This is a genomic window from Sphingobacterium pedocola, assembly GCF_015209965.1.
Lineage (GTDB): Bacteria > Bacteroidota > Bacteroidia > Sphingobacteriales > Sphingobacteriaceae > Sphingobacterium > Sphingobacterium pedocola.
In genome coordinates this window covers 57,170-81,569 of the sequence record NZ_MU158693.1, presented here as the reverse complement: position 1 = coordinate 81,569, position 24,400 = coordinate 57,170, and the positions used below count along the sequence as shown (strand labels likewise).

Genomic DNA, 24,400 nt, shown 5'->3' with positions numbered 1-24,400 from the left:
ATAGTTCTCGAGAAATCAACCTAGTTATATATTAAAAAAGTAAAACCGAATACCGAAAAAGTTGTTGAGTCACTAAGGAACATATATGTAGATCATGGAGCTAAAATCACAACTTGAAAATCCGGTGGACAAATATCCTAGGCCACCGTTCAAAAAACAATCACAACCTTTTCCGGCATTAACCGGAAAAATGGATCCTATTCCCGACCATGGCGAAAATAGCTATCTTGGATCAGGCCGTTTGGAAAATCGGCGGGCATTGATTACCGGTGGAGACTCCGGAATCGGGCGCGCTGCAGCTATTGCATTTGCTAGAGAAGGAGCCGATGTGGCGATTAATTATCTGCCGGCGGAAGAAGAGGACGCCAAGCAGGTTATCGATTTGATTGAAAAAGCCGGACGAAAAGGCTATGCTATCCCCGGAGATATTACCGACAAGAATTTTTGCCGGCAGCTAATAGACGAAGCAGTTAGTAAACTGGGAGGATTGGACATTCTGGTTAACAACGCGGCTTATCAGCAGAGCTACGACTCTATTTTGGATATTCCCGACGAAAGTTTCGATACCACTATGAAAACAAATGTGTATGCGCCGTTTTGGATTACAAAGGCCGCTATTCCTCACATGCCGGCAGGATCATCTATTATAGTTACCGCTTCTGTCCAGGCATATGATCCGGAAGCGACGCTACTGGACTATGCGCAAACAAAGGCTACGAATGTAATCTTGGTCAAAGCATTAGCACAGCAGTTGGGGTCGATTGGTATCCGAGTAAACGGGGTGGCACCTGGCCCTATTTGGACACCCTTACAGGTATGTAGTAAAGAGCCAGAAACGTTGGTCGACTTCGGCGCAGACACGGCGTTGGGAAGAGCCGGACAACCTGCCGAACTAGCATCGATTTTTGTACAATTGGCAGACAATAATGCGAGTTATTCGACGGGACAGATTTTCGGTGCAGCTGGCGGGGGAGGACATCCCTAAAACGCATTCTGCAATTGGTCCATTGTTTATGGGCGATTGGTTGGATCTTTATAACGAAACGGAAAATAGCTATTCACCGTTTTTATTGCGCGTGCCATCTCAAAATTAACGGCTAGAAAGGCAAGCCGGGATTCGCTGATTAGCTCCAGGCAGGCATAGAATAAAAGTATTGCTCCTATAAGTACGAGTGTAACGGGAAGCCAGTTATAGTTTAAATGCAAGATGTCTATGACCCCAATACTAACACTGGTCGCCACAAAGAAAAGAAGGGATAGATATAAACTTGTCATCGATCTTTGCAAATGCATAACACGCCTCGTAGATCGTTTTAGTTGTTGGTAGATGGCAAGAACCTCTTCCTGTTCTCCGTTTTTTTCGTTTTCTCCGTTGGTTTTTTTTATTCCCGAGGAATCTCCGCCACGGAGATTAACCGAATGGTATCCTATAATCTTTAACATAAATACGTTGAAGCCGCATATTGCGGCTTCAACTCTTTTACGATTACTTCAATATTAAGAACAGACATTTCCCATGTTGTTTATCAAATTGATAATTTTCGCTGAAATATTAAATATTTATCTTAAGTTCGCAACCGTGTTGCGATAAAATGTGTTCAAGATCAACCCTTTATAACGCTAACACATTGAAAATTCAACTAATATGCATCCATTACTCGTTATTCTTATTCTATTTTTACCGGCCCTATTTAGTGGTCTATCCGTGTTTTTTGTTAAAAGAGATAACTCTTCCCTGCTTAAACTCATCCTCTCTTTTAGTGGAGCATATCTTTTTGGTATTACGGTACTTCATCTTATTCCGCATGTTTATCAGGACAATGGAACTTCTGGAACAGTAATCGGCTTATATATTTTGGGCGGATTTATCTTTCAGCTGGTGCTGGAACATTTTTCGCAAGGGATTGAACACGGTCATGTACATCATGGAAATCATCATGTTTTCCCCTTTGGTATCATGATAAGTCTTTGTCTGCACGCATTTTTAGAAGGTATGCCTTTGGCAGCAGGACAGCAATCGCAATTGGTATTTGGTATCTCCGTCCATCATATACCTGCGGCTTTTGCATTGGGCAGCTTGCTGATCGCTACTAGATTATCGAAAACAAAAATAGCCCTCTGCTTATTAGTCTTTGCTTTCATGACGCCATTTGGCTTCCTTGTTAGTAAGGGAATAAGTGATGGAAATTTAGGAAATATACATCTGTATTATGATAAGATTATGGCCGTGGTTATTGGTATTTTCCTACACGTCTCGACCACGATCTTATTTGAATCAGGGTCAGCAGACCACCATAGATTTAACAGGAGAAAGATGCTGGCTGTGCTAATTGGAATGCTGCTGGCTGTCGGAAATTTATTATTTGATGGCCATGATCACAGCGATCACGAGCATATCCATAAAGATCATCACCATGGCCATTCACATGATGGAGAGGGGCATGACGGACATAATCATGAATAGGTTTTTCTGAGCTCACAAATAGATAATACGTTATCTGGTCACACAATTTTCTCAACTAGCTACATTTGATGGCACAACGTTGCATTACACGGGTTCAGCCTATCGCCTCCAGTATACAGATGATCACGGGGAAATTGACGATTTTAAGGCAACAATAATTCAAGTTAAATAAAGAGGAAGTGACGAAAGTAGAAGACGCAAAAACAAACTGGACTATTTGTGGGGAATGTCAGGGACGTGGGAAAAAAAGTCGAAGACTCACCAATAAGATGCGGCTCCGTTATCAAGCAGCACTCGATCAATTTGAAAAAACGAAAGAAGGAACGATGCCAGTGCGCCCTAGGGGGCGCTTATATTCATGCTTAAACTGTCGCGGCTCAGGCTTGCTTCGATCTGTTGATCGTCCAATAGCGGATAAAGAAAACTACCCACACATTGCTATTGTTGGTGGCGGTGTAGGAGGAGTGGCTCTTGCTGTCGCTTGTTTGCATCGCGGTATCCCTTTTACCCTTTATGAGTACGATAGCCACTTCTATGCTCGATCACAGGGCTACGGACTCACTTTGCAACAAGCTAGTAAAGCGATCGAGGGATTCGGTGTTTGCTCGTTAAAAGAAGGAGTGATTTCAACAAGACATATCGTTCATACCACAGAAGGAAAAGTGATCGGCGAATGGGGGCTCAGAAAGTGGACGCAGTCAGGTATAAAAACCGCTCCTAAACGCTCAAATGTACATATCGCACGGCAATCTTTACGCTTAGCTCTCCTTGAACAACTCGGCGGGCATGACGCGGTACAGTGGGGGCATCAGTTCGTAGATTTTAAGGAAAGTGAAGATGAAGGTATTGTCTTAAGCTTTAAAGTGGGCGGGGAGATGAAGAGCGCCAAGGCGGATCTTTTGGTTGGAGCCGACGGTATTCGTAGTTCGGTGCGTCGTATTTTGATTGGTGAGGATATTACCCCTTTACGTTACTTAGGATGTATTGTGATATTGGGTATCTGTCCGTTGTGTACGCTCGAAGATCTTAATAGTTCTTTGCTGGATTCTGCTACGGTATTTCAAACCGCCAACGGCAATGAACGGATCTATATGATGCCTTACACCTCAGATTCAGTGATGTGGCAACTTAGCTTTCCAATGCCTGAACAAGAGGCTAAGGCATTAAGTGCTAGAGGAACTCAAGCACTCAAGGAAGAAGCGTGCCGAAGAACGCAGTGGCATGATCCCATCCCTCAGGTTATAGCCGCTACCCCGGAAGCTAAGATCTCTGGCTATCCGGTTTATGACCGAGAAATCCTCGAATCCGAATTGTTGAAGAAAAGTGGGCAAGTGACACTAATCGGAGATGCAGCTCATCCCATGAGCCCGTTTAAAGGACAGGGTGCAAATCAAGCGCTGTTAGATGCACTCGCACTGGCTCGGGGGATCTTAAAAGGATGTCAATCCTCTCCATGGAGAAAAATTGGAGTCAGAGAAAGTGTATTAACGGAGTTTGAATCGGAAATGCTAGAGCGCAGTGCAATTAAAGTGAAAGATTCGGCAGACGCGGCGCAGTTTCTACATTCTAAAATTGTGCTTCATGAGGGTGATCAACCAAGAGGACGGTGTTTAAAAGGGGAATGTCCTACCGATGAAATTGAATTCCGCTGACGCCCATTTTAAATAATTTATTAATCAAGAAATTAAACGAAATTTTCTTAGTTGCGGAATTTTTGCGTGACCATCAAACCATATTTGCCGCCATCGAGGATACCGATTCCCACGCGACGGAATGTTTTTCGAAGGATGTTGGCACGATGTCCCGGTGAATTCATCAACCCATCGTGGGCTAAGGGGAGGGTTTGTGCAAGCGCCAAATTCTCGCCTGCCGTGAGAAACCGAATATTAGCTGCGCGGATGCGATCAAAAGGTGTATTGCCCTCCGGTGAAATGTGCGAAAAATAGCTCCTTACAAACATGTCTTCCGAGTGTTGGCGGGCTACCGATGTTAGTTCCTCATCTAGCGTAAGCGCCGGCAGTTTCGCTTTTGCGCGCTCTTCGTTTACAAGACCGAGCATCTGGCGCTCCAGATCTGGCCTAGGCTTTGGGGCTTCCACTACGAAGGGAAGGCTTATGCTTTCGGACGATCCGGGTTCTATGGTCATTTTATTGATGGAACGGTTTACAGCTTCAAGCGCTGGAGCAAACGGCCGCTCGATCCATGTCAATCCGTTTGTCAACCGTTCTGCGATTTTACTTTCCCGTGTGTGTCGCGTCAAAGCTTCCGAGAAGGGTAATAAAAGCAAAAGGGTAGAAAGGATTGCAGCATAGAGTAGTCCCGTAACAACGCCGGGTACAACTCCGAAAATGTTGTTCAATCGATGCTCCTGTATTTTTAGCGGAATAGCGTTCAAAGCTTTAGCGGCAAACAGCGACAGGATGGATCCAACGATAAGCAACGTGAGCAGGAATGATAACGGCATGGTCCATATACCTAATGTCAGATTAGCTTCAAGGAAAAGAGCCACATGTCTATATACTGCAAAAGTAATCAGCAGACTTCCCAGCCAAGAGACCAGTCCGGTCATTCCGGCAAAGAAGCCCCTAGCCACCCCATTCCATATCGAGGTTAGGACGATGAGCAAAAGTATAATATCGATCATGTTCATACCGTTTCAATAGTACAATTAATACGATTAAAGGTTTTATTGAAAAAGAAAATATTCCGTGAGAAAGCTCCATTAATTGAGCTTCGCAGATAGAAAATGAAAATTCTTTCATTTTTAAATTTATTATCGTAATATTGCGATGTAATATTAAAATGTATGGGACTTACTAAAACAGAAATATTTACCGAAGAGCAGAATAGACTGTCCTCGCTCTTTAAGGTTTTGGGCCACCCGGCGAGGATTGCTATCCTTCAACATATCATTGATCAAAAGGCTTGCATCTGTAATGATTTGGTGGAGGAATTGGGATTGGCACAGGCAACTATTTCACAGCATCTAAAGGAACTCAAGACGATCGGAATCATTCAAGGCACGATAGAAGGCAAATCAGTATGCTATTGTATTGATGAAAAGGTATGGAAACAATTTCAGGAAAATCTAAATGTGTTTTTTAACCAGGATGCGAGCACCCTACAATGCTGTTAGTGCTTTTTTTTGTTTTTTATTATCGTAACATTGCAATATGAAGTTTTAATAAGATAGTTAGAAATATGAAGTTATCAGAAATCAAGGAAATCTTACCAGCATTAGCGAATGTTGAATTTCAGTTAGAAAACGGAACATGTGTTCCAGAACACTTCCACGTTACCGAAGTTGGACAAATCATTAAAAGTTTTATTGACTGCGGTGGCGTAATCCGTAAAGAAAAAGTGGTCAATTTTCAATTGTGGAATGCAGATGATTATGAACACCGATTGAAACCGGGAAAGCTATTAAGCATCATCCAACTTTCAGAAGAAAAATTAGGGATTGAAGACGCGGAGATTGAAGTAGAGTACCAAAGCGATACCATAGGCAAATACGATTTGGATTTTAACGGAAATACATTCGTATTGAAAAACAAAACTACAGCCTGTTTGGCTCAGGATGCCTGCGGTATTCCTTCCGGAAAACAAAAGAAAAGCTTGTCTGAGTTAACGTTAAATCCATCATCTTGTTGCACTCCCGATTCCGGCTGTTGTTAGACCTCTAAATTAGATATTATGTATCCGAAATTATCAAATACAATTCAACAATTACAATGGGATCAAATCAATAATGATGGGCGTAAAAGTAATTTGCAGCCATTGATTGATTTTATTCAGCAAAAAATAAATAACAGGCAGGAGATAAATCTTAATTTTATCTGTACGCACAACTCACGTAGAAGCCATCTGTCACAGGTTTGGGCTCAGGTTGCCGCTGCTCATTTTGGTATTCAGAATGTGGTTTGTTATTCGGGAGGTACTGAAGAAACAGCATTATTTCCTAAAGTAGCAGAAACGCTAGCCGATCAGGGATTTAATGTTTTCAAAATTGGTGATGGTAATAATCCGGTATATGCTATAAAATATAGTGACAATTCGCTGCCTATAGTCGGATTCTCTAAAAAGTACGACAGTTTCTTCAATCCGGTGTCCGCTTTTGCGGCTATAATGACCTGTTCGCAAGCTGACAGTGGATGCCCGTTCATCGCTGGAGCTGAAAAACGGATTCCCGTCACATTTGAAGATCCCAAGGTTTCAGATGGTACACCCGAACAAGCACAGATATATGCACAACGGAGCTTACAGATAGCAACAGAAATGTTTTACGTCTTTTCAAAAATCAACAAGTAGCCCATGCAACCAAAATTAAAATTCTTGGACCGATACCTTACCTTATGGATATTCCTTGCTATGGCGGCTGGTATATCGCTAGGGCATCTCTTTCCGGGTATTTCTAATCTTAACGATGCCCTGTCGGTAAACACCACCAATATTCCCTTGGCCATAGGGCTTATACTGATGATGTACCCTCCGCTTGCAAAGGTGGACTACTCCCTGTTGCCGGTGGCATTTAGGGACAAAAAAGTAATAAGCATTTCTTTGTTGCTTAACTGGTTTATCGGACCAATCCTGATGTTTGGATTGGCCATTCTTTTTTTAAGAAGTGAACCGGATTACATGATAGGCTTAATACTGATCGGTTTGGCTAGGTGTATTGCGATGGTCATCGTATGGAACGACCTTGCAAAAGGAAATAGGGAATACGCCGCTTTATTGATCGCGCTAAACAGTATTTTTCAGGTCTTTACATACAGCTTTATGGTTTGGCTATTTATCAATGTACTACCAGGCAAATTAGGATTAGCCAATTTCGATGTAAGCGTCTCAATCGGGGATGTTACAGAAAGCGTATTGATATACTTAGGTATTCCTTTCCTGGCAGGCTTTCTAAGCCGCTACCTTCTCGTAAAAGCTAAAGGTATAGCATGGTATAACCGAAAATTTGTGCCCAAGATATCACCTATAACGCTATATGCGTTACTATTTACCATCGTACTAATGTTCAGCCTGAAAGGTGATAAGATCGTTGAGTTGCCAATCGATGTCGCAAAGGTTGCTATACCGTTGATCATCTATTTTGTGCTGATGTTTTTCGTGAGCTTCTTTATCAATAAGTCGCTAAATGTTCCTTACGACAAGAATGCATCGATCGCATTTACAGCTACAGGAAACAATTTCGAACTTGCTATAGCGGTATCAATAGCGGTGTTCGGAATTCATTCACCGCAGGCATTTGTCGGCGTAATTGGGCCGTTGGTAGAAGTTCCAGTGCTTATACTTTTGGTAAGAGTAAGTTTATGGTTAAAGAAAAAATATTACCCATTAACTACTTAAAATTCTACCCTTCGGAATAGCTCCAGCTAATGTGCTCAGTGCGTAAATGAATGCCTAGATCGCTAACTGGCGTTCGTATTTACAATCATTAATAATTTCCATCTGAAAACCAGATCCGTTAGGAAATAAAGGCTTCGGGGCAACACCTGCAGCATATTATTGACGTAGATACGTTGTTTTAGTATTGCTTAGTAAAAAGTACCCTGCCAAACCCGCAATTAATGAAGTCAGTAAAACAGAAAGTTTGGCTTCGTTGATGTGTAACATATCATCAAATGACAGTATCGCTATAAAGATAGACATGGTGAAACCGATCCCCGCCAGCAAGGATACTCCAACGATATGCATATAGTTACTTCCCTCCGGTAAGCTGCTGATTTTCATTTTCGTGCATATAAGCGCCATGGCAAATATCCCTAACGGCTTTCCGAGAAGCAGCCCCATGCTAATACCCAATCCTAAAGGAGCTGTTAGCCCGTGGAGCATCTCTGCTTCAAGCGTTATATTGGTATTGGCGAAGGCAAATAATGGGATGATCAAAAAATTTACAGGTCGTACCAGCGCGTGTTCTAGTCTTTCTAGAGGCGATTCCTTTTCCGTGTCGTTCGTAGGAATTGTCATCGCAACCAATACACCGGCAATAGTGGCATGAATACCAGAATGGTGAACAAAATACCAGATAAATATGCCGGGGATTAAGTACAGATAGGGATTTAATACGTTAAATCTGTTCATGATAACTAGTATAAATAGACCTAGTGCTGCATATAATAGATAGCTCATCTCAATACCTGAGGAATAGAAAAATGCAATGACCAAAATCGCAATCAGATCATCAACGATCGCTAGAGCCGCGAGAAATATCTTAAGACTCGTAGGTACGCGTTTACCGAGTAAACCAATTACCGCCAGTGCAAAGGCGATATCTGTGGCCATCGGTATACCCCATCCGCTTGAAGTTTCGGTGCCCGAATTGAAACCCAGATAGATCAAAGCGGGTACAACGGCACCGCCAATAGCACAAAGAATAGGTAGGGATGCTTTACGTGGTGAAGAAAGCTCTCCCTCTACGATTTCCCGTTTAATTTCAAGGCCTACCAGAAGAAAGAATATAGCCATTAAACCATCATTAATCCACAACAAAATACTATAATTTAGATGCACCGTTTCCGTTTCAAATCCGACACGATAAGCGAGTAGAGAGGCCAAGTGAGATGCAAACGGTGAGTTAGCTATGATGATGGAAAGCACCACACAGATGAACAACAGTATGCCCCCTGCATTGGTAGATTTAAAAAAGTTCTTAAATACTTCGAGATTGATGCGTTGGTTCATGATATTACGTTTTATTTAAATTTTCTTTATCCCACATCTCCATATTTGCGAAATTGTGATCTGTATTGACGAAGGAAGGATCCTTTCCTTCTTTTCGTTGTCGGTTGTAGTCCCGATATAGGGTCAGCACCTTTTTGTGTAGCAAAATAATGGCAATCATATTAAGCCAAGCCATGACTCCAACGCCGATATCACCCATTTTCCATGCCGATTCGGCCGTAGTGATACAGCCAATATATACGGATACCAAGATCATCAACCTTAAGACCCAAACGAGCCACACGCTACTGCTTTTTCCCATGATGAAGCTTACATTCGTTTCTGCAATATAGTAGTAAGCCATAATCGTGGTAAACGCAAAAAAGAATAAGGCAAGTGCCACGAAGCTATCTCCGATTGCGGGAAAGTGATGCGCAACGGCGAACTGTGTATATTGCGGCCCGATCTTTACGTTAGGGAGATTTTCTACAATGAAGCCTCCAGATGGATCCACTGTGTTATACTGTCCGGTAAAAAGTATCATGAAAGCGGTCGCAGTGCAAACAAACAGGGTATCTACATAAACCGAGAAGCCCTGTACCAACCCTTGTTTGATAGGGTGGGAAACTTCCGCGGCGGCTGCCGCGTGCGGAGCCGTTCCCTGACCGGCCTCGTTGCTATAGATGCCTCTTTTTACCCCCCATGAGATAGCCATGCCAATGATGCCAGCAAAGGCAGATTCCATATTTAAACCTGATCGGACAATCAGTGAGATGACATCCGGGATCTGCGTAAAATTGAGCCCCATGATGACCATTGCCATTAAAATATATGCCCCCGCCATAAACGGGACAACAATTTCAGCAACCTTACTGATCCGTTTTACGCCACCCACAATGATGGTAGCTAGTAATAAGACCAACAATATCCCCGTCCATTCGGCAGAGATATCAAAGGAGGCATCTACCGCCGCACTGATGCTATTACTCTGTACCCCCGGCAATAAAAATCCAGTGCTGATGATAGTCACCACAGCGAAGGTAACCGCGAACGGTTTTGAGCCAAGTCCTTTTAGGATATAAAAGGCGGGTCCGCCGCGATATTGGCCATTTTGCACCTCTTTATACATTTGACCAAGTGTCGCTTCAATAATTGCAGACGAGCTGCCAAGAAATGCAATCACCCACATCCAGAAGACCGCGCCAGGCCCCCCCATTGCTATTGCCGTCGCTACTCCGGCTATATTACCCGTACCGACCCGGCCGGAAATGGCCAATGCAAAAGCCTGAAAAGAGGATATTCCCTTGTCGGAACTTTTGCCTTTAAAAAGGAGGTAAAGCATCTCTCGGAATTGAGTCAGTTGTGGTAGTCTAAAGCGGAAAGAAAAGTAAATCCCGCTAAGAAGGCAGAGATACACTAAAGCGTCACTCCAAATAATATTATAAATTTTATCTATTATATTTGTCATATCTTATCGAAGGCCACATCGTGGATGTCGGCTAAATTAGACAAAATGAGATGAGTTACGTGATATTATTGCATAGATATTATTTATGATACCCTCTTTTTTGTATTGTGATACACTATTAGGACATAAGGTGTTTTTACCGACAGTTCCCGAAACTGTTAATTATTTTTGATAAATTTGAATCTATTACATTAAGTCCTATACAGTTAATGAATTTATTGCGGCAAGCCTATATAAGAGCAGTTTAAAGATAATTATCACCATGCGGCTACTAAGAAAGAAACACCAATTCAAGCATACATTCGATAAGAGTGTTATATTGCCAAGCCTGATATTCATAGTTGGTGTATGTTTGCTGGCCGCACTATTCCCTAAACTAATTAACGGTTACCTTAGCGATATAAAGAACTTTGTTTTCGTAAACCTGAATTGGTTGTATGTTTGGTGCGTGACAATTTTTGTGATTTTTCTGGTCTTTCTTATGTTCAGCAGATATGGCAATATCAAACTTGGCAATAACGAAAGCAAACCGGAGCACTCTTTTTTCTCATGGGTTTCTATGCTCTTTGCCGCCGGCATGGGTATAGGCCTGATGTATTTTAGTGTTGCAGAACCCATGCAACATTATTCTTCCGAAGTATTTCAAGGTAATCACGATGTAAACCGCGCAAAAAATGCACAACTCTATACGTTTTTTCACTGGGGAATACACGCTTGGGCAATCTATGGTTTGGTAGGGTTAACCTTAGCCTACTTCGCTTACCGATACCGATTGCCTATGTCGCTCCGCAGCTGCCTGTATCCCTTACTTAAAAACAAAATTTACGGTACATGGGGATCTGTAATCGATGTGTTTGCGCTCTGTAGTACCTTTTTTGGCATTACAACCACACTGGGCTTCGGCGTGGTACAAATCAATTCTGGTTTAGTAACGTTAAATATCCTTCCCGATGCTAGCTTTATTTACCAAGTAGCGATAGTTGTTGTTCTGGTGTCGTTTTCCGTATTGTCGGCCGTATCAGGTGTAAATAAAGGCATTAAAATATTGAGTAATATTAATATATCCGCCGTGATTGTACTCATGTTATTTGTATTATGTTTAGGGCCGACCGTATACCTAATCGGCAGTTTTACGAATGGGTTGGGTAATTATGTAAATAGCTTTTTCGATTTGACGTTTAACACGCATGTTTATGAAGAAGAAACGTTACCGTGGTTTTATAATTGGACTATCCTTTATTGGGCATGGTGGATTTCGTGGTCGCCCTTCGTGGGCATATTTATCGCTCGTATCTCCAAAGGTCGGACTATCAAGGAGTTTATTGCTGCGGTGTTAATCCTGCCCACGTTATTTAATTTTATCTGGATGTCCGTTTTTGGAAACAGTGCAATTTGGTTCGATGTCAATGTAGCCGACGGCGCATTGAGCAGGTTGGTTTCAGATCCCGACTCGCTGCTGTTCCGTTTTTTGGAATATCTTCCGCTTAGCGATTTATTGAGTTATTTCGTCATCATCATAATTATGATTTTTTTCGTCACATCGGCCGACTCAGGTATCATGGTCATGAATAGTATTTCCTCGCAGAATGCCCCCAATGCCCCTAAATGGCAAAATGTATTTTGGGGAGCGCTTCTGGCAATATTAGCGCTGTTGCTTTTAAACGCCGGCGGACTGCTAGCGCTACAGACGATGACGCTTTTAACGGCGTTACCTTTCGCTGTAATTATGATATTATTTGCTGTTTCGTTGATGAAGGCGCTTGTCATTGATTATAAATATTATGAACGGGATGTGTCAGTTTCTACTGTTCCCTGGTCGGGCGAATACTGGAAACAGCGTCTGAAGCAGATTGTATCCTTCAAAACTCGTGAGGCAGTTGATAAATTAATTTATGAAGATATTAAAACTGCTTTTTTAGCGTTAAAAAGTGAATTTGAGCAAAATGGCATTACAGCAAAGGTAGAAACATACGATAACCCCGTCAGGCTTGAACTTGCGATAAGTCATGATGTTGTAAACGACTTTATTTATGGTGTGAAAAGTGAGAAGCGCGTAGTTTCGGCGTTCTTAGTTAATGACGAAAACCTTCCAGATCTAGAAAGTAAAACAACCTATTTTCCGAAAACCTACTTTGGTGATTCAAGAGAGGGGTACGATGTTCAGTACTTTACAATGAATGAACTGATCAGCGACGTGCTCAAGCACTACGACCGCTTTGTCAACATTGTGGCAGAGGAAGCAAATGAAATGTTTGTGAGTAGTAATACCAATGAGACGCGTGGAAATCGAGAGAAGGGTTCTTCCGACCACGGAGAGCGGTCATAATTCAGTTGTAATCTGGCACTAGAGCGCAACCGAAAAATACCTACAACCTGGAGGAATTACAACTATCGTTCTTGACGAAGACTTTCAGGTTTTTCTGCTGTTAACGATGAAAGTCTGAGCCAGTCTAACGCATGGGTTTCCGAATCACATCGATACTGTCGGTCGGAAAACGATTCCCAAGCCAGCTGGCCAGTTTTTCTCGTTGCACTGGCGCTAGTTCTTGATCAGTCGTATACAGGAATGCGACGTTGGTTGCTAGACTATCATTTGCCCCGTACTGCTGCTGCCGGCCAATACTGTATGAGCTTATCTCAGGGAAAAGAACGCTTATATCTCTCTTCAAGGTCGGTGAGGCAATTTCATACGTGGAAATCTTGTTATTAAGTGTACGTATTGTAATGTCTTTTTCGTTCACGGCAACGGTCCTTCTATCGATCTCGCTCAATATACTCGATTGTAGGTCAACCGTATCCTGTCGGATCAATAGCTCTGTATTTTCTATGCCAAAACCCACCATAGCGGTTTGTAGCAGTTCGATTTCCTTCTCATCAAACTTTTTCGCAAGGAATGCAAGCTCCAGTCTCCGTGGTCTGCTGTTAAATTGCAACTTTTCATACACGATGGTATACCCTTTGTCAGAGAGCTCCTGCTGTACAAACTGCTTTACGCGGTTGTTGTACTTTCGTTCTTGGTACAGGTTATAAGCAAAATACAGACTTGGTAGGATGAGCGCAAGGGTGATAAACGTAATGCTCTGTGTAATCCTTTTTTCACGCTTTTTATCCACGTAATGTACTTTTGGATAACGAAGGTATTTTACAATGGTGAAGGTCGCTAGACATATGAATACACAATTGATCATATATAGAAATATAGCACCCGCAAAAAAAGTTAGATTACCGATCGCCAAACCATATCCTGCGGTACACAGAGGAGGCATTAACGCAGTAGCTATAGCCACACCGGGGATGGGATTTCCCTTATTTACTCGTGTGATAGCAATGACGCCGACCGTACCACCGAAAAAGGCAATCAGAACGTCATATATATTGGGTGAAGTGCGAGCAAGGAGCTCCGATTGCGCATCCTTAAAGGGACTTAGCAAAAAGTATAAGAACGATACAGTCAGGCTAATCAGCGTCGCGATTAATAAATTTTTAAGTGATTTTTTGAGTAGTGGGAAATCAAATGTGCCAAGCGCGAAACCCGCGCCTAAAATAGGTCCCATAAGCGGAGAAATAAGCATCGCACCAATGATGACAGCAGTAGAATTGACATTGAGCCCGACAGAGGCCACCACGATGGCACAGGCCAGAATCCATGCATTGGAGCCTCTGAAGGAAATATTTTCGATCACATTTTGCAGTACGGTCTCTTTCTTTTCTTCTCCTTGGTGCAAGTCGAAAAATCCAAAAATATTATTCATCTCATATGGGTTTAAATGCTAATATAAACATCTTTATTGATGTCTCTATTATTTGATTCTATAAACTACCTCAAAATAGTCTATTTGAAAAAAGAATGGTATAATTTTAAAAAAAAGCAATAATCCTTCCGGCCTTTTCTATTTTTGGGAAACATCAACACCGTGAATAGATTTTTTATCACACTCTGCTATTTAGTAACGATTCAAACTGTACTTGGGCAAAACTCAACGCTGTCGGGCATCGTTAAAGACTCTTTATCGACCGTACCGATCCCCTATGCCAGTATTGGTTTATTAGACGCCAACAACAGGGTGGTTGATGGCGTGGTAGCCGACACCGCCGGTAGCTTTAGTCTTTCCAATCTAAAGAACGGAAAATACAACCTAACCGTAAAATTCATTGGATACAATCAAAAGAAAACTACAGTAGAGATTAGGGGGCAAAAGAGTTTAGATCTTGGAACCATCCTTATTTCTGCTGCGGATAATAGGTTAGAACAAGTTATGGTTACAGCCAGTGGAACAGGACAACGACATACTAGCGACCGGCAAAGCTACAACGCCAGTCAATATAAAAATGCTGTCGGCGGAACAGCATTGGATATAGTTAAAAATTTACCATCGGCCTCCGTTGACGCCAACGGAAATATCAGTATGCGAGGCAATACCGGCGTAATCGTATTAATCAACGGAAAGCCCTCATTCCTGGATCCAGCAACCATATTGAATCAAATAGCTGCCAACGATGTGGCAGAGGTGGAATATATCACCAGTCCTACCGCGCAATTTGATCCAGATGGAAAAGGCGGTATTATCAACTTAAAAACTAAAAAATCAGCGGATAATGGATTGGCCTGGATTCTTAATCTTCAAGGGGGGCTACCAAGTATTAAAGACTATGACAACCGCCAAAAGCAGAAGCGCTTCGGAGGCGATATTGCATTCCAATATAAAAAGAAAAAGCTAGAATTAAATGGCTCGGCTAACTACCTTCGGAATGACAACGCGGGATTTAGAGAAGGAGATGTAAACACCGTTATCGCAGATCGTCAGACCTTCTTTCCTTCCAAGGGTGAGCGGAGTTTTGATAAATACAATTTTGGGATCAGGTTAAATAGCACCTATGAAATATCCGACAAGCACGCCTTGAATTTAGGCGTACTGGCATCCAGAAGGTTTCAGGACAGAGTTGCGGATATATACTATACCAATAAGACGACTCGACCATCTACAGGCGAGGAAATATCCAGAACAAATTACTTTAATCCCAATCTTCAGAATAAACAGGGTGAGTTTTACATGTTGGATTTTACGTATCAATACAAAATTAATGCGGCTCATTCCCTGCAGTTGGGAGCCATTTACGAATATGCTAACATATATGGTTCCACTAAAAATGCAAATATTGAGAATGGAGTCGATACGGTTCAATGGACGCATAACAAGTATACCAATCCACTGCGAGGATTAAGGCTTTCTTTACAACATACATGGGCCCTAGAAAATGCAGAATTATTAACGGGGTATCAATTAAGGAACGATAAGCAGAAAGGTGATTTTGAATACCTTGCATCAGAAAATGGAACAAATAACCTTGAATTGATTCCAGAATTTACGGGTAAATTGAATGCAACCAATAATATTCATGCCCTTTTTGCACAATACAACCATAAATTAACGAATACGCAGTTTTCACTAGGTCTTCGTTATGAGTATTATCAGCGTGATCTGCTCTTACTAAATACCAGCCAAGAATACCCATACTCCATTCATCAATTATACCCTACCTTCAATTTAATGCAAGATCTAGGCTCAGGTTGGTCATGGAAATTAGCGGCAGCCCGAAGAGTGCAACGAAACAATAATTTTGAATTAAACCCTATTCCTGAACGTGAACACTCCGAAACGCTAGAACAAGGAGATCCAGAGCTATTGCCTGAGTTTACCACCAATGCAGAAACAGGATTGTTCAAGAAAATAAATGCCGGCAGCATTTTTTTGAATGCCTACTATCAACACACCAAAAATCCGATCCAACGGGTCAATTCCGTTTACGCTGACACCATCCTCCGCCGTGTTTTCACGAATGCAGATTATGCGTCACGTTACGGAGCGGAATTAGGCGGAGAAGGTAACATGCTGCCTTGGTTGAAAGTAAATGGCGGTATTAATGTTTACAATTACAAAATTTCAGGTCAGGTACTGGATTACGAGGAAACGAGAACAAATCGAGAATGGGTATATTCCATCAATGCCGGTCTCCAAGCCGAATTTCTAAAAAATTGGGGCGCTGGTTTACAGGTAAATTACCTGTCAGAAAGACCCACCGTACAAGGTATGGACTCAAGATTTGTCACACCCCACTTCAACGTAAGCAAGGCTTTTGCAAAAGGCGCGATTACAGCCCAGCTACAATGGCAATTTATGGAGTTGGGTAACTGGGGAGTGAATGAGCAGCGCATCACCACATTCTCCAATGACTTCTATACCACGACAAATTACGTTTATGAAAAGAACGTATTCCTAGTTAATCTGAAGTTTAATGTTCACAAGATAGGCCAGATCCTAAAATTACCGAAGAGTGAATTTGGAGAAAAGGAGTTCTAGGATTGCAGTTTCTTAAAAGCCTTCGGCGTAGTACCCGTATATCGTTTAAAATATTTAGAAAAATTTGACTTATCCGAAAAGCCCAATTCAAATGCTACCTCAGATATTGATTTGGTCGTATAGAATAGTAATCGCTTAGTTTCTTTAATGATATATGCCGCTAACACTTCAGACGCAGTTAAGTTTGCATGCTTCTTGCAAGCAGCACTTAGGTTCTGCGGGCTCGTATTCAACTTGGAAGCGTAATACGCCACATGGTTTACGACTCTTACATCATTATTGAGTAACCCACAGAATTGGCCGTATAGATTTTGCTGAACTGCTTTAGTTAGTTTAGCGCTTTCTGTATGTTCGAGGGCTTTTGCCAAAATTACCTTAAACAGGCCCTCTTGGCATACTTTGTTCTCTTCAACCGCTAACATTTTTAGTAAGCTTTCAATCGTGCTACTCTCTTTCAAATATATCGTGTCAAATTGGCTAATTCCTTCAATCAACCTGTTGATCTCAAAATCTAAACTCCGGCTCACAAACAGGTTCTTTACCAAAAGTACAAACCCATTTACCGGATTAGCTAATTCCCAATGATGAACATTATCCTTTCTAATCACCAATAGGCATGGTGTTATTATGATGGCTTCCCTACCGTCTATGAAATGCTTTCCCGAAGTAGACGACAGAAACACGAGCTCCAAATAGCCATTGTGTTTGTGGGGTTTTGTGATATTCTTAGAAAGATCAAAAGCGGCGACTTTAATAAGTCGTTGAGGTTCCAGTTTGTCTTTCATTTCAATTTTTTTTCGATCCATCGTCGTTCCACAATTATAATCCCAAGATAAAAATAAAATTGAATGTGTCCTGTATTGCTTGGTACGCGTAATAAAGATTTGCTAACCGATCTGGACAAATGTAGCTTCATAAAACTTCAAGAGTCTACCATAGGCCGGTGACTTGGTCATATCCCTTGTCCACTGTTCGCACATGAGAAACTGGATATGAAGGAACTTATCTACATCGGTTACGATCTGATCCTTGCTTATCTGTACCGTTTCAGGATATTCTTTGCCTAATAAGGCAGTGCGTAATTCTTCTACTGTCATCGGGTAAATTTATGAACAAATTTGAACTTTCGGTTGATCCCATGTTGTTTTCTTATTAAAGGCAGGTGTTTTTTATGCACCTGCCTGATAATATTTGATCTTTTATGTCCGCTCGCTTGCTGATGGCTTCCACCTTTGTTTATTGTAAATTAGTTTGCAAAAAGTACGGTGGTAGTTATTTCGTAAAACGTGTCTCCTTTTTTGATAAAAGGAGGAGCCTCTCCCCAAGCTTCCCTGGAAACCATATACAGCGTAAAGATGTTTTTAACCGGCAGTGGATTAATACCCTCAGGGCTAAATGCGATATTTGAATAACCTGTTCCGCCATGGTTGAGTAAGGGCTGCCCGGTGCTGCCGTTTACAAATTCGAATACGTACTGGTATCCATAATCAGGTAAAGGGTTTGGCAGACCATTGGGGATAACTTGGTATTCGGCCTTATCAATGCTGTTTTTTACATCTTTGATCGTCCCAATCTCCTCGACCACCGTATTAAAATCGGCATCAAAATAACTTACGGATACTTTGAGGTCCAGATTTTCAAATGGAATAAGATCTTGGGCATAATTGGCTACTTTCACTTTGATATGTCCAGCCGGAGCCGGACTTTCGGTATCTTGTTCGTTCGGATCGATAAAAGAGACTGGAGCATCCATCGTAGGCTGGAATAGGGTATAGGTTTCTTTGGAACCTGGTTTCACATCGATTACTTTTTCTGCAACCACTTTTCCATTGCGGGTATCATAAAATTCAAATTTTCCTTCACCTGCAACTACTCTGATCTTTTTAGTGTTTATATTCCATTCGATCGGATTTCCGTTGTACCGGGCTGCAATAAAAACACCCGCTCCATTGTCTCGCAACGCGGTTTTATCAGCATCAAAATATACATCGACAAATTCCGAGAATGAATTTACATATTCTGCTTTCTGGCAAGAATATAAACCTATCGACACCAGGACAATAACGATACTGTTTCTTATATATGCTTTCATCTGCTTATTTTTTGATTTTCAAATTCAATGATTTTTTATTAAAAATTATAACTGACACTAAGACTGAAACGTCGACCATCTTTTTTACGGTAGGTAATATTGTCGCCTTCTTCCTTATTATATTGGATAGATTTGCCTTCTTTTAATACAGAAAGTTTGTTTTCATCTTGTTCGTAATCGTGGATGTTAACATAATAACGCGTCCAATCGTCCAACAGATTGGCCAGATTGAGCTTAACCTCCATTTTTTTCTTTAAAAAGCGGGCATAAAATTGAGCGTCCAGCTGTTTTGGTGCCAATTCATACTCTACTCTTGCCATGTTAACATTGGCCAGGTTTGTACGATATCCACGGTGATTGTAGCTTGCAGTAGCGCCAAAACGGTCTCCCCAATAGCCTAATGCCAAATTCAATAACCAGGGAGATTGGCCCATCAAAGGTCTGTCTTGGTTGGGATAACGCAGCTGGACACGTTCGGCTACCTGTGTTTCCGGATTATTGACCCAGGTCCAGTGGGTCAATACATTGACCTTGGATTTGAGCAGCGTTCCATTTGCGGATATAAACAGGTCCTTAGCCCAATCCTGATCGGATATAAAGCTGAAATTTTTCCGGATCTCCAGTTCCAGTCCAAGATTTTTGGCATTTTCCATATTGGCAAATGTGTATGCATTGGTGGCTTGGTCAGATTGAACCAATTCGATGGGTTTATCCAGCTTTTTGTGGTATCCTGTCAAGGAAATGATCTCACCTGGTGAAGGATACCATTCTAACCGTACATCCACGTTGTCAATCAAGGTGGATTCTACATGTTCACCATGTACATATCCATCTATCTCAAAATCATACATCCCAAAAAGACCAACCTCTCTAAAGTCAGGACGTATCAGCGTTCTCGAATAACTTCCGCGGATGTTGAATTCAGGTGTCAAACTATAGGTCGCATTAATCGAGGGAAGGAATCGCCAGTTATTCTCATTGACCCTGTTCTCTGCGGCTTTTATAGCGTCGGGGTCTGAGTTGCCAGGGCCGTATTTTCTCTTATAGAGTTCCTCCTGTTTCGAATTTAAACCGAAATACTCGGCACGTACCCCATATACTAAGCGGAGTTTGTCCCAAAGTTTTTGATCGGCCATCAAATAGAGTGCATGCGAACTCATATCTCCATTATAATACCGCCCGCCCAGTGCATCTGCATAGTAATAAGCCTGGCCCTCGCCATTCCCGATGTTTTCGGTTGCGAGGACTTGCTCATAGCTTGCCTCTATCGGGGGGGCTTTCTGACTGGTGCCCTCCACCCATGATCTTGTCCAGGGGGCAAATTTGAATACATCCAGCGATCGCTTTTTTGACCATGCCTGATAGCCCAATTTGATCAGCGTAGACACCTGTTTACCTTCTCCAAATCTGCGGGAAAATGCCGCACTCCAATTGTAATCCGTTTCATCGATATTTGTCCACATGCGCCAGTCCCTAAAAGTCCCTCCCGTTGAAGCCGCGGAATGGGTCATTAAACCTGGTGTCTGAAAATAGGACTTATCGCCAATGATAGCGGTTAATCTATACGAGAGTTTACGCTCATCCAGGATCTGCTGCTTGATTTTATTGACAGCGAACATCCCTTCGGCTTTTATCTTCCAGGGTAATTGGTATTCGCCAATTAACTGGTGCTGTTGTAAAGACATCGCTTCAGGCAATTGATAGACAAGTTTAGTAGGTATCGGAATAGACTCTTCACGAGCTTTCTGTATCGACTCATTATAGTTGTCACTGTAGGTCCGCGCATACATATTTTTCAAGACGATCTTAAAATTTCGCCCCTGTAGTCCCATATTTGCGACCAAGCCTCCATTACTGTTAAACCGATAGGATGTGCCTGCACCGTTGTCACCAAGGCCTAAACTGTCTATATAGTGACCGTCTGGAGATTTTCTCACATTGTTGAAAGACACGATGTTTTGCTCGTTTCTGAAATTTGCTGATGCTGCAAATCCAAAGCGGTTTCCATTCTTCAGGTCATAGACACGTCCGAGCGAGAGGCGAAAGTTTTGATTTGGTGCACCTTTATATCGGTATAACCGCATGGGATCATTGTTCAACTTTTTGGACTGGGCAATGGCATCGAGGTCATTAAATTTAATATCATTTCCATATTCTGCCGGATTGAGCGGAGTACCGTTCAATTCGGGATCGGTTAAATTGTAACCTGGAGGCGCATCCAATTGTGATGATCTATTGTTCCATATCCAGGTCTTTATGCCTTCAGGTATTTTTGCGGATTTATCAAAAAAACCAAAATACTCGCTGGTCTTTCGTTCGCCCAGCCGATAGAAATCTTTGCCGGTAGTTTGCGAATTACCGCCAGTACCATATTGAATACTGGTAAAGTTTTGTGAGGGAATATCGATCGTGTTCACCGATACCTGTCCGCCCGAAAATTCGGCTGACACGTCCGGTGTGGCGGTCTTATTGACCACTACCGAACTGACCATCTCGGTGGGGATGATGTCAAAAGAAAAATCACGCCTGTTTTGTGATGTACTTGGGATCACTACACCATCCAGCATGGCCTGGTTGTAGCGATCGGACATTCCCCTTATAATTACACTTCGGTTGTTCACGGTTGTCAAACCTGTCACACGTTTCAATACCTGCCCCATATCGTTGTCTGGTGTTCGGGCGATCTGCTCAGCAGAAATACCATCTGTTACAGAAGCGGCATTCTTTTGCTGTGCATATAATCCGGCAACGCTTTCTTTTTTGAAGCTTCCTGTAACCGTTACTTGGCTCAGGTCATTGGTGGCAGGATTCAGTACAATGTTAAGGCTGGTGGTTTGCCCTGCTTTCACTTCTACCTGTGTAATGCGCTTGGTCTGGAATGAGATATAACTGACCTCAATGGTGTAAGGGCCAGGGGTGAGGCTGAAATTGTAGCTTCCGTCCAGACTGCTCTGTACGATCTGGTTGGTTTGTCCAATTTTTATGGATGCGCCGGGCAGTGGTGCGCCACGGTCATCAATTATTTTACCGAAGATGCGACCCCGCTGCTGTGCTTGAGGTTTCGGAGCGCGTTTTTTATTGTTTTCAACCGTCACGACTACACTTTTGTTGTTGATCATTTTGAAAACCAAAGGGCTAAGACTTTCCAGGTCCAAAAGAGTTTCTCCCAAAGCTTTATTCCGATAGTGGATGTTTTTGAGTGCTATGCCCTTGATCTGTTCGAGGTCAAAGATAAAATTGATGTTCGTCTGTTTGCCCATTTCGTTGATGAGCAAGTGGGCGTGTATATGTTGGTAATTAACATTAACAGTAGCGTTGATATCCTTCAAGCTCGCTTGTGTCTGGAAAGGCACCGCGAGGAAAAGGAGTATATGGCATAATGTAATCATTATGAATGCTTGTTTAATGGATTTCATTGCTTTTTTCCGTACTTTCGGAGATTAATGGGTGAATAATGTTCTGTGCATGTTTACGTATTATTTAACAGTTGTACGGGCCTTGCCTACACAACATCAGGAAGTACTGTCGGTCAGGGCAGTGCTTCCGTCTTTTTTGCAGTAGCTATTTTTTCATAATCGTATAGGTTTTGTTGTCTATTTTGTTAATTTTCAGTTTGTGTACCAGTTCCATAGACTGCAGTATCTGATCAATAGGCATACCATCAAATGTACCGCTGATATAATAATTGGCTAGACCGTTACCCTCCAATGTGATCTTTATACCTTTCAGGTAAGCAATTCTGTATAAAACGCTTTTTAGACTTGCCTGTGCAAAGGAGAGGCTTTCTGCTTTTGCCGGATTGGCCTCGGTGTCGAATTCCGAAAGGCGCCCTATTGCCGTTTGATCGTCCCATTCGAAGAGCTGCCCAGGTGTAAGCGCCAATTCTGTATTGGTATTTGTGTTCCGTATTTTAATCTTTCCGGTATAGAGATTAATTTTTTCAAATCCTTGTTCTTTATAGTTTTCTACGGTAAAGGAAGTACCCAATACAATGGTTTCGAGTTTTCCGACATGGACTTTAAATGGACGTAACGTATCTCTGGAAACATTGAAAAATGCTTTTCCCGCTACTACATGTACTTCCCTTAGCGTATCCGCAAAGCTTTCGGGATAGCAGAAAACTGTACCCGGAGAGAGGGTAACGGATGTTCCATCGGTTAAGATGATCTCTGTTTTTTTGCCCGGATCGACCCGGATGGTTTTATAGACAATCTGTTGTGAATCCATATCCCTCTTTACCCATAACTGGTAGCCCCCCAATAATAGTATTAAAGCGGCGGTTGCTGCTATGCTACGCCATAAGACCCCGCGTGTTTTTGGTCTTTGTGTTACGGTCTCCTGTTTTACCGGATAAGGGTATTGGCTAGCAACCTGCTCAAAGTCGGGAAAGCTGTCGTCGAATTTTCCTTCGGCTAACTGTTGGATATATGTTTCCAGTTCCTGTGCCGAAAGCTCCCCGGCCAGAAAACGTCGGTGTAGTTCTTTAGGATCGTTCTCCTCCATGTATACGTTTACTTATGCTTACTTATTAACTTATATGCATGAGAAGCGCAAAACGGGTAGTAGTATTTGTGATTTATTTTAGGTTAAATCACAAATGCTTGACGTTCAGTGGTATTACTTTTTATTTATTTGTCGGAAGATAGGGGGTATACCACTGTTAGGCGTAGAGCAAAGTGAAAATGAGGACAATCTGGTAAATGCTGTCAAAAGATAAACTTTGTGACCTAATTGCCCGATCTGCTTTTTTTAGATGGTATTTAACGGTATCTACGCTTATAGATAATCTTTCGGCCGCTTCTTCATACGTTTTATCCTCAAATCTTACAATTTGGAAAACTTCCTGCCTTTTTTGAGGGAACGACGCCATGGCTGATTTTACTAAACCTACATCGATAGCGGATTGTATCCGGTGTTCTGTATTTTCGGTTGATTGTGCGCTTTGATACCTTTGACAGAATTCTTTTTTGAGTTTTTGGTCGTAGTGAATTTTTCTAAACCAACCCAATACCGATGTACGCGCAATTGCCATAAGGTAGTTTTTTACACCTTGCTGCGCGTCGAGTTTCCCTCGTTCTTCATATAGTTTGAGAAAAATATCATGCGTTAGTTCCTCTGCTGTTTCATGGCAATGGACAGTACGATAACAATAGGCCATCACTTGATTGCGATAACGCTCGTATACCGCTGCAAAAGCTGCCCGGTCGCCTGCGATAAAGTGAGATATACTTTCGTCCATGAAATAGCTCAAATTTTAGATAGGACAAAAGTAGCCCATGGCGTGTTAATAGAATATTAAGTTTCGGTAAACAATGATTAAATTGCTGTTACACAGAATTTTACTATTTTTA

General features: G+C 42.0%; 20 protein-coding genes. 9 read left to right on the top strand and 11 right to left on the bottom strand.

Annotated elements, in window-relative coordinates; all coding sequences use genetic code 11:
* Window positions 1-94: 94 nt before the first annotated feature.
* Window positions 95-985 (top strand): SDR family oxidoreductase, encoded by an 891-nt coding sequence (locus tag C4F40_RS19930; RefSeq protein WP_196941188.1) that lies wholly within the window; start codon window positions 95-97, stop codon window positions 983-985.
* Window positions 986-1,011: 26 nt separating this feature from the next.
* Here C4F40_RS19930 and C4F40_RS19925 read toward each other — a convergent pair whose 3' ends face one another.
* Window positions 1,012-1,443 (bottom strand): DUF2721 domain-containing protein, encoded by a 432-nt coding sequence (locus C4F40_RS19925; RefSeq protein WP_196941187.1) that lies wholly within the window; start codon window positions 1,441-1,443, stop codon window positions 1,012-1,014.
* 202 nt (window positions 1,444-1,645) lie between these two features.
* Here C4F40_RS19925 and C4F40_RS19920 point away from each other — a divergent pair, with 202 nt between their 5' ends.
* Together C4F40_RS19920 and C4F40_RS19915 are read left to right on the top strand one after the other, a co-directional pair.
* Window positions 1,646-2,464 (top strand): ZIP family metal transporter, encoded by an 819-nt coding sequence (locus C4F40_RS19920; protein ID WP_196941186.1) that lies wholly within the window; start codon window positions 1,646-1,648, stop codon window positions 2,462-2,464.
* A 269-nt stretch (window positions 2,465-2,733) separates the two neighbouring features.
* Window positions 2,734-4,116: an FAD-dependent monooxygenase gene (locus C4F40_RS19915; RefSeq protein ID WP_231390153.1), complete on the top strand. Its 1,383-nt coding sequence runs from the start codon at window positions 2,734-2,736 to the stop codon at window positions 4,114-4,116.
* 47 nt (window positions 4,117-4,163) lie between these two features.
* Here the strand turns inward: C4F40_RS19915 and C4F40_RS19910 are convergent, their stop codons facing one another.
* Complete coding sequence (locus C4F40_RS19910) at window positions 4,164-5,108, bottom strand: CvpA family protein (RefSeq protein ID WP_196941184.1); 945 nt, start codon at window positions 5,106-5,108, stop codon at window positions 4,164-4,166.
* Between the two features lie 162 nt (window positions 5,109-5,270).
* On the opposite strand from C4F40_RS19910, the gene C4F40_RS19905 reads away from it, so the two are divergent.
* From C4F40_RS19905 to arsB, 4 genes are all read left to right on the top strand, one after another.
* Window positions 5,271-5,600 (top strand): ArsR/SmtB family transcription factor, encoded by a 330-nt coding sequence (locus C4F40_RS19905; protein ID WP_196941183.1) that lies wholly within the window; start codon window positions 5,271-5,273, stop codon window positions 5,598-5,600.
* A 65-nt stretch (window positions 5,601-5,665) separates the two neighbouring features.
* Window positions 5,666-6,139, top strand: a complete 474-nt coding sequence (locus C4F40_RS19900; RefSeq protein ID WP_196941182.1) for a DUF6428 family protein — start codon at window positions 5,666-5,668, stop codon at window positions 6,137-6,139.
* An 18-nt stretch (window positions 6,140-6,157) separates the two neighbouring features.
* A complete protein-coding gene (locus tag C4F40_RS19895) occupies window positions 6,158-6,772 on the top strand; it encodes an arsenate-mycothiol transferase ArsC (RefSeq protein WP_196941181.1) in 615 nt (204 codons plus the stop codon).
* 3 nt (window positions 6,773-6,775) lie between these two features.
* Complete coding sequence (gene arsB, locus C4F40_RS19890; protein ID WP_196941180.1) at window positions 6,776-7,816, top strand: ACR3 family arsenite efflux transporter; 1,041 nt, start codon at window positions 6,776-6,778, stop codon at window positions 7,814-7,816.
* A 156-nt stretch (window positions 7,817-7,972) separates the two neighbouring features.
* Here arsB and nhaA read toward each other — a convergent pair whose 3' ends face one another.
* Entirely contained in the window at window positions 7,973-9,151 is a 1,179-nt protein-coding gene (nhaA, locus tag C4F40_RS19885) for a Na+/H+ antiporter NhaA (protein ID WP_196941179.1), read from the bottom strand.
* 4 nt (window positions 9,152-9,155) lie between these two features.
* The gene (locus tag C4F40_RS19880) at window positions 9,156-10,598 is read right to left on the bottom strand and encodes an alanine/glycine:cation symporter family protein (RefSeq protein ID WP_196941178.1); all 1,443 of its coding nucleotides are present in this window, start codon (window positions 10,596-10,598) and stop codon (window positions 9,156-9,158) included.
* A gap of 262 nt (window positions 10,599-10,860) precedes the next feature.
* On the opposite strand from C4F40_RS19880, the gene C4F40_RS19875 reads away from it, so the two are divergent.
* A complete protein-coding gene (locus tag C4F40_RS19875; RefSeq protein WP_231390152.1) occupies window positions 10,861-12,924 on the top strand; it encodes a BCCT family transporter in 2,064 nt (687 codons plus the stop codon).
* Window positions 12,925-13,048: 124 nt separating this feature from the next.
* Here the strand turns inward: C4F40_RS19875 and C4F40_RS19870 are convergent, their stop codons facing one another.
* Window positions 13,049-14,350, bottom strand: a complete 1,302-nt coding sequence (locus tag C4F40_RS19870) for a DUF389 domain-containing protein (protein WP_196941177.1) — start codon at window positions 14,348-14,350, stop codon at window positions 13,049-13,051.
* 162 nt (window positions 14,351-14,512) lie between these two features.
* Between C4F40_RS19870 and C4F40_RS19865 the strand changes: the two genes are divergently transcribed.
* Window positions 14,513-16,957, top strand: a complete 2,445-nt coding sequence (locus C4F40_RS19865) for a TonB-dependent receptor (RefSeq protein WP_196941176.1) — start codon at window positions 14,513-14,515, stop codon at window positions 16,955-16,957.
* On the opposite strand, the gene C4F40_RS19860 is transcribed toward C4F40_RS19865, so the two are convergent.
* The 6 genes from C4F40_RS19860 to C4F40_RS19835 all read right to left on the bottom strand — a co-directional run bounded on the left by C4F40_RS19860 (window position 16,954) and on the right by C4F40_RS19835 (window position 24,288).
* Entirely contained in the window at window positions 16,954-17,742 is a 789-nt protein-coding gene (locus tag C4F40_RS19860) for an AraC family transcriptional regulator (protein ID WP_196941175.1), read from the bottom strand. The two genes, C4F40_RS19865 and C4F40_RS19860, sit on opposite strands and share 4 nt — an antisense overlap.
* A gap of 102 nt (window positions 17,743-17,844) precedes the next feature.
* Window positions 17,845-18,054 (bottom strand): DUF6965 family protein, encoded by a 210-nt coding sequence (locus tag C4F40_RS19855; protein WP_196941174.1) that lies wholly within the window; start codon window positions 18,052-18,054, stop codon window positions 17,845-17,847.
* A gap of 149 nt (window positions 18,055-18,203) precedes the next feature.
* Window positions 18,204-19,049 (bottom strand): hypothetical protein, encoded by an 846-nt coding sequence (locus C4F40_RS19850; RefSeq protein ID WP_196941173.1) that lies wholly within the window; start codon window positions 19,047-19,049, stop codon window positions 18,204-18,206.
* 38 nt (window positions 19,050-19,087) lie between these two features.
* Complete coding sequence (locus tag C4F40_RS19845; protein WP_196941172.1) at window positions 19,088-22,438, bottom strand: TonB-dependent receptor; 3,351 nt, start codon at window positions 22,436-22,438, stop codon at window positions 19,088-19,090.
* Between the two features lie 172 nt (window positions 22,439-22,610).
* Window positions 22,611-23,552, bottom strand: a complete 942-nt coding sequence (locus C4F40_RS19840; protein WP_196941171.1) for a FecR family protein — start codon at window positions 23,550-23,552, stop codon at window positions 22,611-22,613.
* Window positions 23,553-23,709: 157 nt separating this feature from the next.
* Window positions 23,710-24,288, bottom strand: a complete 579-nt coding sequence (locus C4F40_RS19835; RefSeq protein ID WP_196941170.1) for an RNA polymerase sigma factor — start codon at window positions 24,286-24,288, stop codon at window positions 23,710-23,712.
* Between the last annotated feature and the right edge of the window lie 112 nt (window positions 24,289-24,400).